Annotated in this window: 13 protein-coding genes; 5 read left to right on the top strand and 8 right to left on the bottom strand. The window is 53.4% G+C overall.

Translation table 11 applies throughout. From position 1 onward, the window contains the following. Window positions 1-9 precede the first annotated feature (9 nt). The 6 genes from DSM465_RS0112580 to DSM465_RS0112555 all read right to left on the bottom strand — a co-directional run bounded on the left by DSM465_RS0112580 (window position 10) and on the right by DSM465_RS0112555 (window position 6,461). On the bottom strand, window positions 10-846 hold the full coding sequence (locus tag DSM465_RS0112580) for an FAD binding domain-containing protein (protein WP_008881237.1): 837 nt from the start codon (window positions 844-846) through the stop codon (window positions 10-12). Further along, window positions 833-3,160: a xanthine dehydrogenase family protein molybdopterin-binding subunit gene (locus tag DSM465_RS0112575; RefSeq protein ID WP_029761489.1), complete on the bottom strand. Its 2,328-nt coding sequence runs from the start codon at window positions 3,158-3,160 to the stop codon at window positions 833-835. The genes DSM465_RS0112580 and DSM465_RS0112575 overlap by 14 nt, the downstream gene beginning before the upstream one ends. Further along, window positions 3,147-3,785, bottom strand: a complete 639-nt coding sequence (pucB, locus tag DSM465_RS0112570) for a xanthine dehydrogenase accessory protein PucB (protein WP_029761488.1) — start codon at window positions 3,783-3,785, stop codon at window positions 3,147-3,149. The genes DSM465_RS0112575 and pucB overlap by 14 nt, the downstream gene beginning before the upstream one ends. Continuing rightward, window positions 3,782-4,810 (bottom strand): XdhC family protein, encoded by a 1,029-nt coding sequence (locus DSM465_RS0112565; RefSeq protein WP_008881234.1) that lies wholly within the window; start codon window positions 4,808-4,810, stop codon window positions 3,782-3,784. The genes pucB and DSM465_RS0112565 overlap by 4 nt, the downstream gene beginning before the upstream one ends. A gap of 613 nt (window positions 4,811-5,423) precedes the next feature. Then, complete coding sequence (locus DSM465_RS19015) at window positions 5,424-5,600, bottom strand: hypothetical protein (protein WP_008881233.1); 177 nt, start codon at window positions 5,598-5,600, stop codon at window positions 5,424-5,426. 15 nt (window positions 5,601-5,615) lie between these two features. After that, a complete protein-coding gene (locus tag DSM465_RS0112555) occupies window positions 5,616-6,461 on the bottom strand; it encodes an SPFH domain-containing protein (protein WP_008881232.1) in 846 nt (281 codons plus the stop codon). Window positions 6,462-6,788: 327 nt separating this feature from the next. Here DSM465_RS0112555 and hutP point away from each other — a divergent pair, with 327 nt between their 5' ends. The 5 genes from hutP to DSM465_RS0112530 all read left to right on the top strand — a co-directional run bounded on the left by hutP (window position 6,789) and on the right by DSM465_RS0112530 (window position 12,218). After that, entirely contained in the window at window positions 6,789-7,238 is a 450-nt protein-coding gene (hutP, locus tag DSM465_RS0112550; RefSeq protein WP_008881231.1) for a hut operon transcriptional regulator HutP, read from the top strand. Between the two features lie 149 nt (window positions 7,239-7,387). Further along, on the top strand, window positions 7,388-8,902 hold the full coding sequence (gene hutH, locus DSM465_RS0112545; RefSeq protein WP_008881230.1) for a histidine ammonia-lyase: 1,515 nt from the start codon (window positions 7,388-7,390) through the stop codon (window positions 8,900-8,902). Between the two features lie 99 nt (window positions 8,903-9,001). Continuing rightward, window positions 9,002-10,264 (top strand): glycosyl hydrolase family 18 protein, encoded by a 1,263-nt coding sequence (locus tag DSM465_RS0112540; RefSeq protein ID WP_029761487.1) that lies wholly within the window; start codon window positions 9,002-9,004, stop codon window positions 10,262-10,264. A 292-nt stretch (window positions 10,265-10,556) separates the two neighbouring features. Continuing rightward, window positions 10,557-11,243 carry a TerC family protein gene (locus DSM465_RS0112535; RefSeq protein ID WP_008881228.1) on the top strand — a complete coding sequence of 229 codons (687 nt, stop codon included), beginning with the start codon at window positions 10,557-10,559 and terminating at the stop codon, window positions 11,241-11,243. 42 nt (window positions 11,244-11,285) lie between these two features. After that, window positions 11,286-12,218 (top strand): D-2-hydroxyacid dehydrogenase, encoded by a 933-nt coding sequence (locus DSM465_RS0112530; RefSeq protein WP_029761486.1) that lies wholly within the window; start codon window positions 11,286-11,288, stop codon window positions 12,216-12,218. A 46-nt stretch (window positions 12,219-12,264) separates the two neighbouring features. Here the strand turns inward: DSM465_RS0112530 and DSM465_RS0112525 are convergent, their stop codons facing one another. Both DSM465_RS0112525 and DSM465_RS0112520 read right to left on the bottom strand, forming a co-directional pair. Beyond that, complete coding sequence (locus tag DSM465_RS0112525; protein WP_008881226.1) at window positions 12,265-12,987, bottom strand: LutC/YkgG family protein; 723 nt, start codon at window positions 12,985-12,987, stop codon at window positions 12,265-12,267. After that, window positions 12,984-14,414 (bottom strand): LutB/LldF family L-lactate oxidation iron-sulfur protein, encoded by a 1,431-nt coding sequence (locus DSM465_RS0112520; protein ID WP_008881225.1) that lies wholly within the window; start codon window positions 14,412-14,414, stop codon window positions 12,984-12,986. Before DSM465_RS0112520 ends, DSM465_RS0112525 begins: the two co-directional genes overlap by 4 nt. Between the last annotated feature and the right edge of the window lie 5 nt (window positions 14,415-14,419).

Below are 14,419 nucleotides of genomic sequence, written 5' to 3'. Positions count from 1 at the left end.
ACCTCCCGTCTAGATGGTTTCCCCTAACTCGCGAAGTGCGTCTTCAAGTAGCTGAGCGGCAACAAACAGTCGATAGTCTGCTGAGCCTTCAATATCATGCAAAATCGGGCGTGGGAAGGCGTTGACTGCCGCCTGAATCCGTTCTGTCGCGGGGCGTCTTCGGTCATTTAGATGAGCCTCGACTTTAGCCGAACGGAACGGGAACGGACAGACGCCGCTAAAGGCAGCGTGAATGGTTTCGTCTTTTTTTAGCGCCGCAATGGTGACAAGCGGATAGCCGATTTCACCTTGCTTGCGGCGCTTGTGGTGAAAGTGAGGAAGTTCCACAGCGAAGCGGCGCACTTTTATTTGAACGACAAATTCGCCGCGACTTAGCTGCAGATGTTGATGAAACAAGTCATTGATACGGGACTGACGGACGCCGTTTGGGCCAGCGATGACGATGTCTGCCTCAGCGACGAGCAGCGCGAGCGCTGTTTCGCGGTAAAAAATTTGCCCGCATAGGTTGCCGCCGAGCGTAATTTGGTTGCGCGCCGTCCGGTCAGCGACTTCTTTCGCTGCTTTGGTCAACAAAGGAAACGGGTTCGCTTCCACGAGTTCGGTGAGCGACAGCGCCGCCCCGAGCACGAGAGGATCGCTGTCGGCGTCAAGCACACGGCATTCAGGAATGGCTTTCATGTCAATGACGGCGGCGGTAGAAACGAGACCGAGGCGGGATAGGGTGATGATTTCCGTGCCCCCGCCATAATATAGTGGTCGTTTCCCTTTTTGTTCCAGTTCTATAAACATCGCCACCGCTTCAGCGATCGACTGTGGACGATAGTAGGCAAATTCAAAGGGAACCATAGCTGTCTCCTTTCTGTTTCCGCCAAATGAGTTCGGGAACAAGCGGCAGTTCGTTTAGCGGCACACCAGCAGCAAGCGATAAGGCGTTTGCCAAAGCAGCGGGCATGCCGAGCAAGCCATGTTCACCGATGCCGCGCGCACCGTACGGAGCGTCGATTTGTGGGGTCTCGATAAACTCCACGATGTATGTGGGATGTTCTCCGAAGTGGATCGGCCGGTACGTGCGCAGCTGCGGATTTAAGACACGCTGCGCTTCATCAAAAAGAAATCCTTCTCGGCTGGCAAAGCTCAGTCCCATGCTCATCGCTCCCATCGCTTGACCGAGTGCCGCTTTCGGGTTGAGCACTTTGCCGGCATCGATAACCGCGTACGCTTTCACAATGCGGTACGTGTAGTCGCGACGGTTGAACTCCACTTCGACCCCTTCAGCGCATACGCCCCACTCCGGTCCCGGTTTTCCGGCGCCGGTTTCCGGGTCAAGCGGAGTCAAGCGGCGTAAAATATAATGGCCGCGCCCGATCACTTGTCCGCCGATGGCGTTGCCGTTCGGAAACTTGTAGCCGTAGGCAATGTCTTTCACTGGAATGAAAATGGCCGGATCATCGCGTAAAAAGACACGTCCGAAGCCAACTTCTAAATCGTCAGGAGTAACCCGCAGTACGCAGGCGGCGATCTCTTTCAGCTGGCGAATGGCATCATTGGCGGCGGCTAAGGCTGCACGCCCGGCCATAAATGTCCCACGGCTAGCGACCGTTTTCCAATGTTCTGGTGTCGTTTGTGTATCGATGTCCATTTTGACATGAACGTCGTCCACATTCATTTTTAGTCGCTCGGCCACGATTTGCGCGAGCACTGTTTTCGTGCCTGTGCCGATTTCGACGACGCCGGAGATGACGTTGACGCTGCCGTCGGAATTGAATGTTAAAATGACGCCGGAGCTTGAGTCCGTGTCGATCGTTGACGTTTTCCAACCACCGCTGATGCCTTTTGCTCGTACGGTATAGGCGTCAAGCTCGATGCGCTGCCATTCATCCCAGCGCATCAATTCCCGTAGTCGATCGAGGCAAGCGGGCATATCCCCTACATTGCTTTTTGTGAGCCGTACTTGTGTCGGGGTCGTATGCCCCGGGCGGATGGCGTTTTTGCGTCGCACGTCCCATGGGTCAAGCTGAAGAACTTTTGCCAATTCGTCGATGGCTCGTTCAACGGCAAACGACTGCTCACAATGGCCGAAACTGCGGAACGGTGTTGCATACGGCCGGTTCGTATAGACACAAAGTGAGTCGCACCAGACATGTTCGACGTGGTATGGGCCAGTACAATCGACAGCTGCGGCACGGCTAACGTCGATCGCTTTGTCGGAGTAAGCGCCTCCGTCAAACAAAAAGACAATTTCCATCGCTTTGAAAACACCGTCTTTTGTCGCGCCGATTTTGACCGTTGCTTCTAAGCCGATATGGACAGGCGAGGTGACCATGTCACATTCGCGGTTGTTCCAGACGCTCACTTTCCGGCCGCCGACCGCTTTTGTGGCGAGGTAGGCGAGCAGTTCAAGCTGCACGGGCGCCTTGCCGCCGTAGGCACCGCCGACAAGCGGCGTATGAACGACGATTTTGCCAGCTTCTTCGCCAAAATACGTATGAATGAGCCTCTTGATCATAAATGGTGACTGCGAGGAGGCAGAGATATGGATCGAGCCGTCCGGCCAAATTTCTGCTGTGGCGCAACGCGTTTCCATTGCCACGTGGTCGGACGGGGCGAATGATACACTTGTTTCGATGATGACGTCGCTTTCGGCAAACCCTTGTTTAATGTCGCCTTTGCGGATTTTGGTCCGATGGGCGATGTTTGTCCCTGGCTCAGGGTAGGTCGTCTTATTTCTTTCATAACGGTCGAGCTCTTCGTGAAGCAAGGGAGCGCCTTCTTTCAGTGCTTCGCGCGGCGAGCCGACTGCTGGCAACGGCTCATAAACGATGCGGATGAGGCGGGCCGCCTGTTCGGCCTGCACGAGTGTATCGGCGACCACAACGGCGACAACTTCTCCGTAGTATCGCACTTTATCGGCAGCGATCGGCGGGCGGTCGCGCATGTCTTCGCCTGTGAGCGGCAATCCTTTGCCGGTCAGGACGGCGCGAACGCCGGGAGCGGCAAGCGCTTCGTGCGTTTCGATGGAGATGATGCGCGCATGAGCGTACGGACTGGTGACGAGCTTGGCATGAAGCATTCCTTGTTCTTTGAAATCGTTCGTATATTTCGCTCGGCCGGTCACCTTATCCCATGCTTCTTTGCGGATGATGCTTTTACCGACGGCCACGAGAATGTCCCTCCTTTACTTCTCGATAGATGACAGCACACTCATAGTCCTCTTTTGTGTCGATGTCCATGCCGATTGACTCGTCGCCTTCGTATAAGAGACCGCGCCAATGGGGCTCACAAAACAGCCTGCGTCCGCCAGCATCTCCCCTAAGTGCCAATAAGGCAGGAAACATCTGTTTTCCCCAGATGACTGGAGGCATGGGGGTGCCGAAGCGGGAAAAGGCGGCGTAATCAGGATGGTGCTGGCGATAAAAACGGGCAAGAGCATCGAGCGTTTCTGTCGTGACAAACGGCTGATCTGCCAATAATACTGCGGCAGCGTCCGCCCCTACAACAATCGCCTCTTGTAAGCCGCAGGCAAGCGAGTGTGCCTGCCCCCGGTGGCAGGCGGCGCAACGGACAAGACGGCATTTGTCGTGGTTTAGCAGCGCGTCAGGAAGCCAAACGAGCGCATCGGTTGGTGGAACGACAACGATGATAGGTGAGAGGCAGGAATGAAGCGCTGCCTTGAGACCGGCCGTCCCAAGCGTCCCATCCCCCCAAGGCAAGGCGCGTTTATCCGTTCCCATCCGCCGACTCTGCCCAGCGGCCAAGTAAATGCCTGCAATCGTGAGTTCACTCATCGTGCAGTCTCCATCGGCCCTCCGCGCAGCACGTTAATTAGTTCGGCGGTGATGCTTATAGCAATTTCATGCGGGCTGCGCGCTCCAATTGGCAGTCCAATTGGTGAACGGACAAACGGCGGGGCCGTTCCAGAAGGAAAGAGTCGGTCTGTGCGCCGCCGCGGTCCAAGCACGCCGAGGTAGGCGAGCGGTATGTCGGCTAACCATCTCATAAGTTCCCGGTCGCGCTCAAACTGGTGAGTCATAATAACGACAAAGTCGCGCTCGGTAAGGTGAAGTTTCGGAATGGTTTCATGCGGAAAGCCGACGACCCAAGCGTCCGCGTCCGGCACGTGCGACGGTTGACAAAACGCCGGGCGCCAGTCGCTGACCGTGACGGAAAACCCAGCGGCTTTAGCTGCCGAGACGAGTGGCGGAGCGTCGGGGCCGGCGCCGAAAATCGTAAGACGCGGTTTTGGCCAAAAATGCTGAATGAAAAACGTGTCCTCTTCCGTTTCATACACACCGTTCCGGCCACGGAAAAACGGTGTGCCATGCAACTCTTTCAGCCATTCCGGCCTCGGCGGCGAAGAATAGCCGCCGAAGCGCTCCCCCGTTTCGCTTTGGAAAAACGGCTGCTCCCTCGGATCGGTAATGCTTCGAGCCATAAACACATGTTCACCGCGGTCAAGGCAGCGTTTCAATGCCAGCCAATCAGGTTTGGTGTTGCTTGTCACCGGTTCAAGCCAAATGCGGACAAGGCCGTTGCAACCAGCCCCTTGTCCCCAAGACCAATCATCTTCGGCGCGCAAGTCAAACGATATGGACGTCGCCTGACGGTTTGACAGCACGTCGAGGGCGTGCGCGGCCACCGCTTCCTCAAAGCAGCCTCCGCTTAATAAGCCAGTTGTCTTTCCATCCGCTTCGATCCACATCCATGTGCCTTCCTTTTGATAGGCTGAACCTTCGACGTCAATAATGATGGCGAATACACCATCGCCCGGCGCAGCGGCCATGGCATCGAGCACGGCATAGTAGCTTTCCATGCTTATCCTCCTTCCGCGTTGCACCAAAGGCGGCTAAGCTGATGAAAGTAAAGCGTGACGATCAATAAACGTTTGTAATGGTAGCTGTCTTTGGCACAAGCGTTTCACTCCGAGTGTGGATGAGCAGGCGCGTTAACTGTTCAAGGTTGTTGTTTGCCCACCATTGGTTTTCTCCTTTCGAGATGAGCCGGACTGCAGTTGGCGAGATTGGGGCCATTGCCCTTAATGACAACGATGTGATTGCTTTTTGCCGTGATGAAGCCGCAGCCGTTCGAGCAAATGTCGCAAAGTGGAATCCACCTATTTGTTGCTCTCGTCTTGCACATATCTGTTCATGTCTTTGTGTGGTATCTCCATATGAAGGAGAAATGATCGGCGGTGATGATCGTTTGTAACGGCTAGTGCGATGGATAGCTGGCGGAACAGTACGGCAAAAATGGGGAGGTCCGGCCGTAGTTGCGGCGTAGACGGGAAGATGTGACAGCAATACGTTTGTTTCAGCGCGAAATGGCGGCATCGGTTCGTCCCTCCCTTTCAAAAAAGGCTCTGCTATCATTATATTTATGTAAAAAATGACCATGACTGAAAAACAAAAGAAGCCAGCCGGCGTTGGCTAGCTTCTTTGTTGATCCGTTTTCTTTTTCCCGAGCCGTCCGGCTCGCTTTGCTGCTTCCCGCAGCAAAAACTCGATATGACTGTTGACACTACGAAACTCGTCTTGCGCCCATTGCTCCAACACAGCATATAAATCATGGTCAATGCGTAAAGGAAATTGTTTTTTCTTTGTCATCGCACTCCACAACCGTTAATATAGGCTGCCCGTGTTGATCACCGGCTGGGTGGCGCGTTCGGAGACGATCGCCACCATTAAGTTATTCACCATCGCTGCCTTTCGTTCATCATCTAACTCTAAAATGTTTTCTTTGTCAAGCTGTTCAATCGCCATTTGCGCCATGGAGACGGCTCCTTGGACGATTTTTTTCCTCGCTGCCAAAATGGCAGCTGCTTGCTGGCGTTGGAGCATAGCGCCCGCAATTTCTGGGGAGTAGGCTAAGTGGGTGAGGCGTGCTTCAACCACTTCGACCCCAGCAACGCGCAGACGTTCTTGCAGTTCCGCAGCAAGCACATCAGAAATGACATCCGCGTTGCCGCGCAACGTGACTTCGTTATCGTCCTCAAACGTATCGTACGGATATTTCGTGGCGACATGGCGGATGGCCGCTTCGCTTTGAATTTCGACGAACTGTTCATAATCGTCCACATCAAACACTGCTTTGGCTGAGTCAATGACGCGGAAGACAACGACGGCGGCGATTTCGATCGGATTGCCTTGGATGTCGTTGACTTTCAGTTTGCTGCTGGTGAAGTTGCGCACGCGCAGCGACACGTTTTTCCGGACTGTGAGCGGTACGGTGAGAAACAACCCGCTGTCGCGAATTGTGCCAAAATAGCGGCCGAAAAAGGTGAGCACTTTCGCTTGATTGGGATGGACGATTGTGATGCCGGTGGCGAGCAAAACAGCAATGATGAAAAACAAAATGGCGGGCAAAAACAGCTCTTGAACGAGGAAGAAAAACCCGACAATGAGAAGCAAAACGATGCCACCGATGCCGATAAAACCATTGATATACCATGCTTTCTGTTCCCTCATGATTGTCCCCCTCAACTCATATTAATTTGATATTTTAATGATATCACATATTCAATAAAATGTAAATTATGTGTTGTTGTGGATTTTTACCAAAACGATGTTTGACTGTTTCAATTAAACGTTCTTCTTCATCTGTAAGGAAAAATCAATCGAGCGTTGGCATACTCCTAATCTCTAGAAAATAGTCTCACTTGTGACGCACATGTTATGTTGATGGACCTTTATTATGATAATAAGTTAATGTGTTAAAATTTGGAAAAAGTGTTGACTCGGTTTTCCTTGCCGTCATACAATAGAAAAAAAGAGGAAATTAGGGGCAGCAACCAAATGGGGAAAGAAAAATCGGTGCGCATTGGTCGTCAGGCGCTTTTGCTGGCGATGCTTGACGAAGGAGAGGAAGGAGCAATTCTCGACGAGCTTCGGGCGAGCAACTGGCGCTATTGCCAAGGACGCGTCGGGGCGATGGAGCCGCAAAAAATCGTCGCAGCGATCGAAACGGCGGCGAAACGTCATGAAGTGGTTGACGGCAGTTTATACCGCGACATGCATGCTTTGTATCATGCCATTTTAGAGGCGGTGCACGGCGTGACGAGGGGGCAGGTTGAGTTAGGAGATTTGTTGAGAACGGCTGGCCTTCGTTTCGCTGTTGTGCGAGGAACACCGTATGAACAGCCAAAAGAAGGGGAATGGATCGCCGTCGCATTGTACGGGACGATCGGCGCTCCGGTGCGCGGGCTTGAGCACGAAGCGGTCGGGCTCGGAATCAATCATATATAGGATTGCAGGAAAGGGAGACGTGCGGCGGCTCGGACAATGAGATAGAGTAGGATCAGCCTAGAGCGATGAGTCATGAGGAGGCGAATACTGCCTGAAACGGCGGGGCGCCTCCTTTTTGTTTTTTGATATGAACGAAGGGAGATGGGGTCATGATTGTGTTGACTGGGCATTCATTAACAATTGCCGAGGCAAGACGCGTCATTTATGATAGAGAACCGGTGGCAGCCGCTTTGGAGAGCATGGAAGCGGTTCGGAAAAGTCGAGCAGCTGTGGAACAGGCGATTGCGAGCGGCAGGACGATTTATGGCGTGAATACCGGCTTTGGCAAACTTGCCGATGTGCGCATTGATGGAAGTGATCTTGAGCAGTTGCAAATCAATCTTCTCCGATCGCACGCTTGCGCAGTTGGTGAGCCGTTTGCCGAGGAAGTGGTGCGGGCGATGCTTCTTTTACGGGCGAATGCTTTATTAAAGGGATATTCCGGCATAAGGCCGGTGGTGATTGAGCGGCTGCTCGCGTTTCTTAATTCCGGTATCCATCCGATTGTTCCGCAGCAAGGTTCCCTCGGCGCCAGCGGCGATTTAGCGCCGCTTGCCCATTTGGCGTTGGCGCTTGTCGGTGAAGGGGAGGTGATGTACCAAGGGCAGCGGATGCCTGCCATCCAAGCGCTTTCGCAAGCGGGAATTCCTCCGCTCTCTCTGAAAGAGAAGGAGGGGTTGGCGCTTATTAACGGTACGCAGGCGATGACAGCTATGGGGGTGATCGCTTATCTTGAGGCGGAACAGCTTGCTTACGACAGCGAGTGGATCGCCGCGTTAACAATCGAGGCGCTTTATGGCGTGATCGATGCGTTTGATGCCCGCATCCACGAAGCCCGTGGATTTTTAGAGCAGGCGGAGGTGGCCGAGCGGCTGCGTCGCTATCTAGATGGCAGTCAGCTTATCACAAGGCAAGGAGAGCGGCGCGTGCAAGATGCGTACTCGATCCGTTGCATTCCGCAAGTGCATGGAGCATCGCTCAGAGCGCTTCGCTATGTAAAGGAAACACTTGAAATCGAAATGAACGCTGCTACGGACAATCCGCTTATTTTTGCGGACGGAGCCGTGCTCTCGGGCGGCAATTTTCACGGCCAACCTGTTGCGATCGCCATGGATTTGTTAAAAATCGCGGTGGCGGAACTGGCCAATATGAGCGAGCGGCGTATTGAGCGGCTTGTCAATCCGCAGCTTAGCGAAGGCTTGCCGCCGTTTTTAAGCCCAGAGCCAGGCCTACAGTCGGGGGCGATGATCATGCAGTACGTTGCCGCTTCGCTCGTATCAGAAAACAAGACGCTGGCCCATCCAGCAAGCGTTGATTCCATCCCGTCATCGGCCAACCAAGAAGACCATGTCAGCATGGGAACGACTGCTGCCCGTCATGCGTATCTGATCGTGCAGAATGTGAGAAAAGTATTGGCCATCGAGCTCATTTGCGCTTTACAGGCGGTAGAGGAGCGCGGCATTGATCAGCTGGCACCGTCAACAAGTCAGCTTTACCATCAGGCGCGCCGCATTGTTCCTTCCATTGTGGCGGATCGCGTGTTTTCCCGTGATATTGAAGCGGTGGATGCTTGGTTGAAGCAGCAGGCGATAAGAGACCGTTTGGCCGGCGGAGCGAGCGTGTAAAACAAGTCATAGGACAACATACGTCCTCCGGTTTGGAGCATATAGTAAAGGATATCGTCAGCCATTTTTCGCATCTAGTCATAATGGAGGCGATACAAAATGTTTACTCATACAGTCCAGCCGGGGGATACGCTGTTTTCCATCGGCCGCCGGTACGGTTATTCATTGGAAGATCTTCGTCTTGTCAACGGGATGGTGGAACCGAACATCGTCCCTGGCCAGGCGTTGCTCATCCCACTTTACACCTATACGGTGCAACCAGGGGACACGCTGACAGCCATTGCCCGGCGGTCGTTTGTCATGCTTGAACAATTGCGTGCGGCCAATCCTAATGTCAATCCAAATGCCCTGCGCCCAGGAATGAAAATCGTCATTCCCGATATCTCATGGTATCAGGCGACGACGTTCGGCTACTACGTCGTTCGCGAACCGAGTGCCGACAGGGCGATTATTCGTGATTTTGCTCCGTATTCATCGTATATCACCCTTTTTGAATATCACTTTGCCCCAAGCGGCGATATAGTGAATGAATTGAATGATGCAGCTGCTGTTGAGGAAGCATGGCGAAACCGGGTGACGCCGCTTGTTGCCATCACGAATTTAACGCCGGAGGGGTTCAGCCCAACGCTTGTCAGCCAAGTGTTGAACAATCGAGAGGCTAGGGCGAACCTCGTTGAAAACATTTTTTATTTAGTGTCGCGAAAAGGATATGGTGGGGTCAATATTGATTTTGAGCAAATTCGTGGCGAAGACCGCGATTTGTTCACTGGTTTTCTGCGCCAGCTGCGCGATCGGCTCAAGCCGGCTGGATACGTCGTAACGATCGCTGTTCCAGCGAAAACAAGCGAAGACATTCCATGGCTAAAGGGGTACGATTATGGCGGCATTGGCACGGTTGTTGATTATATGTTTATTATGGCATACGATTGGCACCATTCGGCAAGCGAGCCTGGCCCGGTGGCACCGATTGGTGGGGTGAGGGCGACGTTGCAGTTTGCTGTTGAGCGTGTCCCCCGCCAAAAAATTTTGCTAGGGCTCCCGCTGTACGGATATGACTGGATCATCCCGTATCAGCCTGGAATGCTCGCTACAGCGCGTTCCAACCAGGAAGCACTGCTTACGGCCATGCGCTATCAATCCCCTATTCAGTATTCATTGGCGGATGAATCCCCATTTTTCCGGTATACCGATGCACTCGGAAACGTTCACGAAGTATGGTTTGAAGATGTTCGAAGCATGGGACAGAAAATGAAGTTGGCTCGGCAATTTCAACTTGCCGGCGTTGGAGCATGGCAGCTCACACTTGGATTTGCCCCAGGGCCGTGGCTGCTGCGTAAGTTTTTTACGGTTCGAAAAGTTTGATTTGATGGTCTAGCACCGCCAAGCCAGTGAAAATGATAGAAGGCTGGCAGTGCATATATCTTTGTCACTTTGAATCAACTTTTCTCGCTTTCTTGGCAAACAGCTACCCCTGGAGCTGTTGCCATTTTTTTGAGGATGTATCGGCCAAGCCATCCTATTCCTCGAAGTTGGTGAACCGAAAAAAGCTGCAATGTCTTGCCCCCGCTCGTAGCATGGCATATTGTACGGTTGTCCCTTTCACCGATTTGCGGTAAGATGAAAAAGAAAGAAAGGGGAAAGGGTGGACAGACCATTGACAATTTCTGCCGCGGCATTATTGGCGTTATGGAAGATTATTGCGATTGATATTATTTTGTCGGGGGATAATGCGGTCGTCATTGCAATGGCGACGCGCCGGCTGCCGAAAGACCAACGGAACAAGGCGATCATTTGGGGAACGGCAGGGGCGGTGTTGCTACGCATTTTGTTTGCGGCCATCATTGTCTTTTTGCTCAACATCCCATTCGTTCACTTCATTGGCGGGGTGCTGCTCGTATGGATTGCCTATAAAGTGCTCGTGGAGCGGGAAGAGGAGGCGAATGTCCAAGCGTCAGATCGATTGTTGAAAGCAATCATGACCATTATTATCGCCGATGCGGTGATGAGCCTAGACAATGTTGTCGCTGTCGCTGGGGCGGCTGAAGGGCACATTGGCATGCTCGCGCTCGGGGTAGCTATCAGCATCCCCATTATGATTTTTGGTTCTAAAGCGATCGTCCGGGTGATGGAAAAACACCGGTGGATTGCTTACGTTGGGTCAGGCATTTTGGCATGGACGGCCGGAAAGATGATGGTGGAGGATGAAGGAGTGCTTCACCTTCTCCATCTTTCGCACGGTCCGTTCGTTTATGCTGTTGCGGCCGGCGTGACGATTTTTGTTTTGGCTGCCGGTTACATTGCGAATAAAAAGGCAGAGCGTGAAGAGGGGACGCTCATTTAAGCAAACATGTTTTCTTCGTAGCGCAAGAGGTGGTGGGAAGCGATGGACATCCGACGCATTCTCGTGACAGGACGTCTTTATGATGAACTCGCTGCCCTTCTTCCGGACAAGCGGCCGGATAAGGAGTATCGTTTTGTGGCCGAGGAGGAGCTGAAAGCAGATGATTTTGTCTGGGCGGATGCGTACATTGGCTTTCAGCCGGCCGGGCCGTTTTCGCTGGCCAATTTACGTTGGGTGCATTCACTCGGCGCCGGGGTCGATGCGTTTTTATGGGGGCGCGAGTGGAATCGAAACGTCCTGTTGACAAGGACAATCGGCACGTTTGGGGAGCAGATCGCGGAATATTGCCTCAGCTACTTGCTGCGTGATGCTCAATGCCATGACGTTTATGCGTGGTATCAAGAGCAGCGGCAATGGAAGCCGATCGCACCGAAGCGGCTCGGTGAACAGCGGATCGTCATTTACGGGACGGGAGAAATCGGCCGGCGCATTGCCGAAACGCTGCGGCTGTTTGGCGTTTCTCCCATTGGTATCTCGCGAAGTGGGAAAGCGTCAGCGCCGTTCTCTGCCGTTTATCGTCCTGAGGAGGCCGAGGAAGCGCTGGCGGTGGCGGATTGGGTGATCGCCGCGCTTCCGCTAACAGCGGAAACACATCACCTCTTTGACGAAACGTTTTTTTCCCGTCTCCACAATGCGGGCTTTATCAATGTCGGGCGTGGGGCGACGGTCGATGAAACGGCGCTTGTCGGCGCGTTGGAGAACCGAAATATCCGTCTCGCTGTGCTCGATGTGTTCGAAGAAGAGCCGCTGCCACCGCATTCGCCGCTATGGGAGCATCCGAACGTCCTCATCACGCCTCATATCGCGGCGCTTACATCGACCGAAGATGCTGTCCGCAGCATTTTAGACACGCTTCGTTGCATCGAAGCGGGTACACCGCTTAACAATGTGGTCGATGTCAGCCGACAATATTGAAGGAAAGAACGGTGCCCGATTCAAAAGGGGCACCGTTTCGTTTTGGTCAACGGTCGGTGACGACGATATACGCCGCTTTCATTGGCCCGTGGACGCCAACGACCAAGTTCATTTCAATGTCGGCTGAATTGCTCGGGCCGGTGATGAAGTTGATGCATGATGGAACGACGGCGCCTTTTTCGATTTGCTCGTGAATGTAGGCTGCTGCTTGCGTCATGCGCGGCACGACAGAGCTTTTTGGAACGATGGCGATATACGTCTTTGGCAAAAAGTGAATGGTCCGTCCTTGCTCATTACGGGAAAACAACACGACCGTCCCCGATTCGGCGAGGGTGATTTCGCTAAAAGCGATGCCGACGTTTGCCTGTTCAGCCGCATCAATATTTTGGCGCCCAAGCGACGAATTCCAAACGTGAACGGCGGTTTGTTCGGCTGGCCATTCGTCGTGAAGCAAGGCGGATAGCCCGTACTCGGCAAAGCGCGGGTCATCGGGAACGATGACTGGACCGCCACCATAGGCCGCCACTTGTTGTTTGAGTGCACCGGCCAGTTCGCTGCTTGTCGTCTCGATATAATCCGTATGAATCAGTTTGCACTGTTCACGGAGTGCTGACAATAAGTCGTCCTGGCTATAGCCGGCGAACACTGTCCATTGCGGCGCATAATCCCATTGTGGTTGGGAGACGCCGGACAGGCGCGGGCTTCTCCCAAGGCGTTTGGCGATATTTTGTAAAAACGCGTCACGGTTTTGAATCGTACCACGCGTCATGATGGATTTCCTCCTTTTTGACGATTGCGGAACCAGTCACGGAATCGTTCGTTGTTCGGTGCGGGAAACACGCGGCTTTCCGTCCATGCTTTCAGCGGGCCGGGGCCTTTCGTGATACGCCCGTCTTCAGCAAACGGGGCGAAGGCGCTTGGCGCCAATTTCGTGCCGAAACGGTACAATGACGGTGAAGCGGTTCCGAGGCGAAACGCCTTCATTGCCAATTTTTCTGCGACCGGCGCTTTTCCTTCCCGCTCGACGATGATTTGGCGATGTTTGATCAACAGTTCATGAAGTGGAATTTTCACCGGGCACACTTCCGTACAGGCGGCGCAAAGGGAGGACGCGTATGGAAGCTCTTTGTAGTCGTCATACCCCCCTAAAAGTGGTGACAAGACCGCGCCGATCGGGCCGGAGTAAATCGAGCCGTATGAATGGCCACCAATATGGCGGTATACTGGACAGACGTTGACACAGGCGGCGCAACGGATGCATTGCAGCACCGGCTGAAACTCCGTACCTAAGATCGATGAGCGTCCGTTGTCAACGATGACAAGATGGAACTCTTCAGGTCCGTCGGCGTCGCCTTGCTCGCGTGGACCGGTGAGAACAGTGATGTAGCTTGTCAATTTTTGCCCGACGGCGCTGCGCGTCAACATGCTGACGAGTACTTCCATTTCCTTGAATGTCGGAACGATCCGCTCCATTCCCATCACTGTGATTTGTGTTTTGGGCAAAGACGTCACCAAATCAGCGTTGCCTTCGTTTGTGACGAGCGTGATCGAGCCCGATTCGGCGATGGCGAAGTTGCAGCCGGTGATGCCGATGTCAGCGGTTAAATAGTCGCGCCGCAGCGTTTCACGAGCATGACGCGCAAGTTCAACTGGATCGGACGACTTATTGTAGCCGAGCTTGCGGTGGAAGACGTCACGAATTTGCTCTTTGTTTTTATGAAGCGCCGGGCCGACGATATGTGACGGTGGGTCATGGTCGTCAATTTGTAAAATGTACTCACCGAGATCTGTTTCGACGACGTCACAGCCGATGGCTTCAAGCACCGGGTTTAAGTTGATTTCTTCGGTCACCATCGATTTTGATTTGACAATTTTTTTCGCTTGTTTTTCCAAAGCGATGCGTCGGATGTAATCGTTCGCCTCTTCGGCTGTCTGGGCGAAAAAGACATGCCCGCCCCGTTTGGCAACGTTTTCACTGAGCTGCATTAAATAATAGTCCAAGTTTTCGAGAGTATGCTTTCGAATTTGTTCAGCGAGCGAGCGCCACTCCTCCCAATGGCCGAGTTCTTCGATGACGCCAAGCCGCCGCACATAGCCGCGGTCTTGCATGCCAGCGACTGCCCCGCGCATAAAGTCATTTTGTAAATTTTCTTCGACCCGTTTCCAAAACGGCCCGTTTTCGATTTTCATTGGCATCTTCG

Origin of the sequence: Geobacillus thermodenitrificans subsp. thermodenitrificans DSM 465 (genome assembly GCF_000496575.1) — a bacterium.
GTDB classification, from domain to species: domain Bacteria; phylum Bacillota; class Bacilli; order Bacillales; family Anoxybacillaceae; genus Geobacillus; species Geobacillus thermodenitrificans.
The sequence above is the reverse complement of the archived record's forward strand: the minus strand, read 5'-3'. Positions and strand labels throughout refer to the sequence as shown.

Bases quoted from the DNA above. Each gene is read 5' to 3' on its own strand.
- DSM465_RS0112565 (WP_008881234.1), bottom strand. From the start codon at position 4,810: ATGGAAAGCTACTATGCCGTGCTCGATGCCATGGCCGCTGCGCCGGGC.
- DSM465_RS0112520 (WP_008881225.1), bottom strand. From the start codon at position 14,414: ATGCCAATGAAAATCGAAAACGGGCCGTTTTGGAAACGGGTCGAAGAA.
- hutP (WP_008881231.1), top strand. From the start codon at position 6,789: ATGGGGAAAGAAAAATCGGTGCGCATTGGTCGTCAGGCGCTTTTGCTG.
- DSM465_RS0112540 (WP_029761487.1), top strand. From the start codon at position 9,002: ATGTTTACTCATACAGTCCAGCCGGGGGATACGCTGTTTTCCATCGGC.
- pucB (WP_029761488.1), bottom strand. From the start codon at position 3,785: ATGAGTGAACTCACGATTGCAGGCATTTACTTGGCCGCTGGGCAGAGT.
- hutH (WP_008881230.1), top strand. From the start codon at position 7,388: ATGATTGTGTTGACTGGGCATTCATTAACAATTGCCGAGGCAAGACGC.
- DSM465_RS0112580 (WP_008881237.1), bottom strand. From the start codon at position 846: ATGGTTCCCTTTGAATTTGCCTACTATCGTCCACAGTCGATCGCTGAA.
- DSM465_RS0112530 (WP_029761486.1), top strand. From the start codon at position 11,286: ATGGACATCCGACGCATTCTCGTGACAGGACGTCTTTATGATGAACTC.
- DSM465_RS0112555 (WP_008881232.1), bottom strand. From the start codon at position 6,461: ATGAGGGAACAGAAAGCATGGTATATCAATGGTTTTATCGGCATCGGT.
- DSM465_RS19015 (WP_008881233.1), bottom strand. From the start codon at position 5,600: ATGACAAAGAAAAAACAATTTCCTTTACGCATTGACCATGATTTATAT.
- DSM465_RS0112525 (WP_008881226.1), bottom strand. From the start codon at position 12,987: ATGACGCGTGGTACGATTCAAAACCGTGACGCGTTTTTACAAAATATC.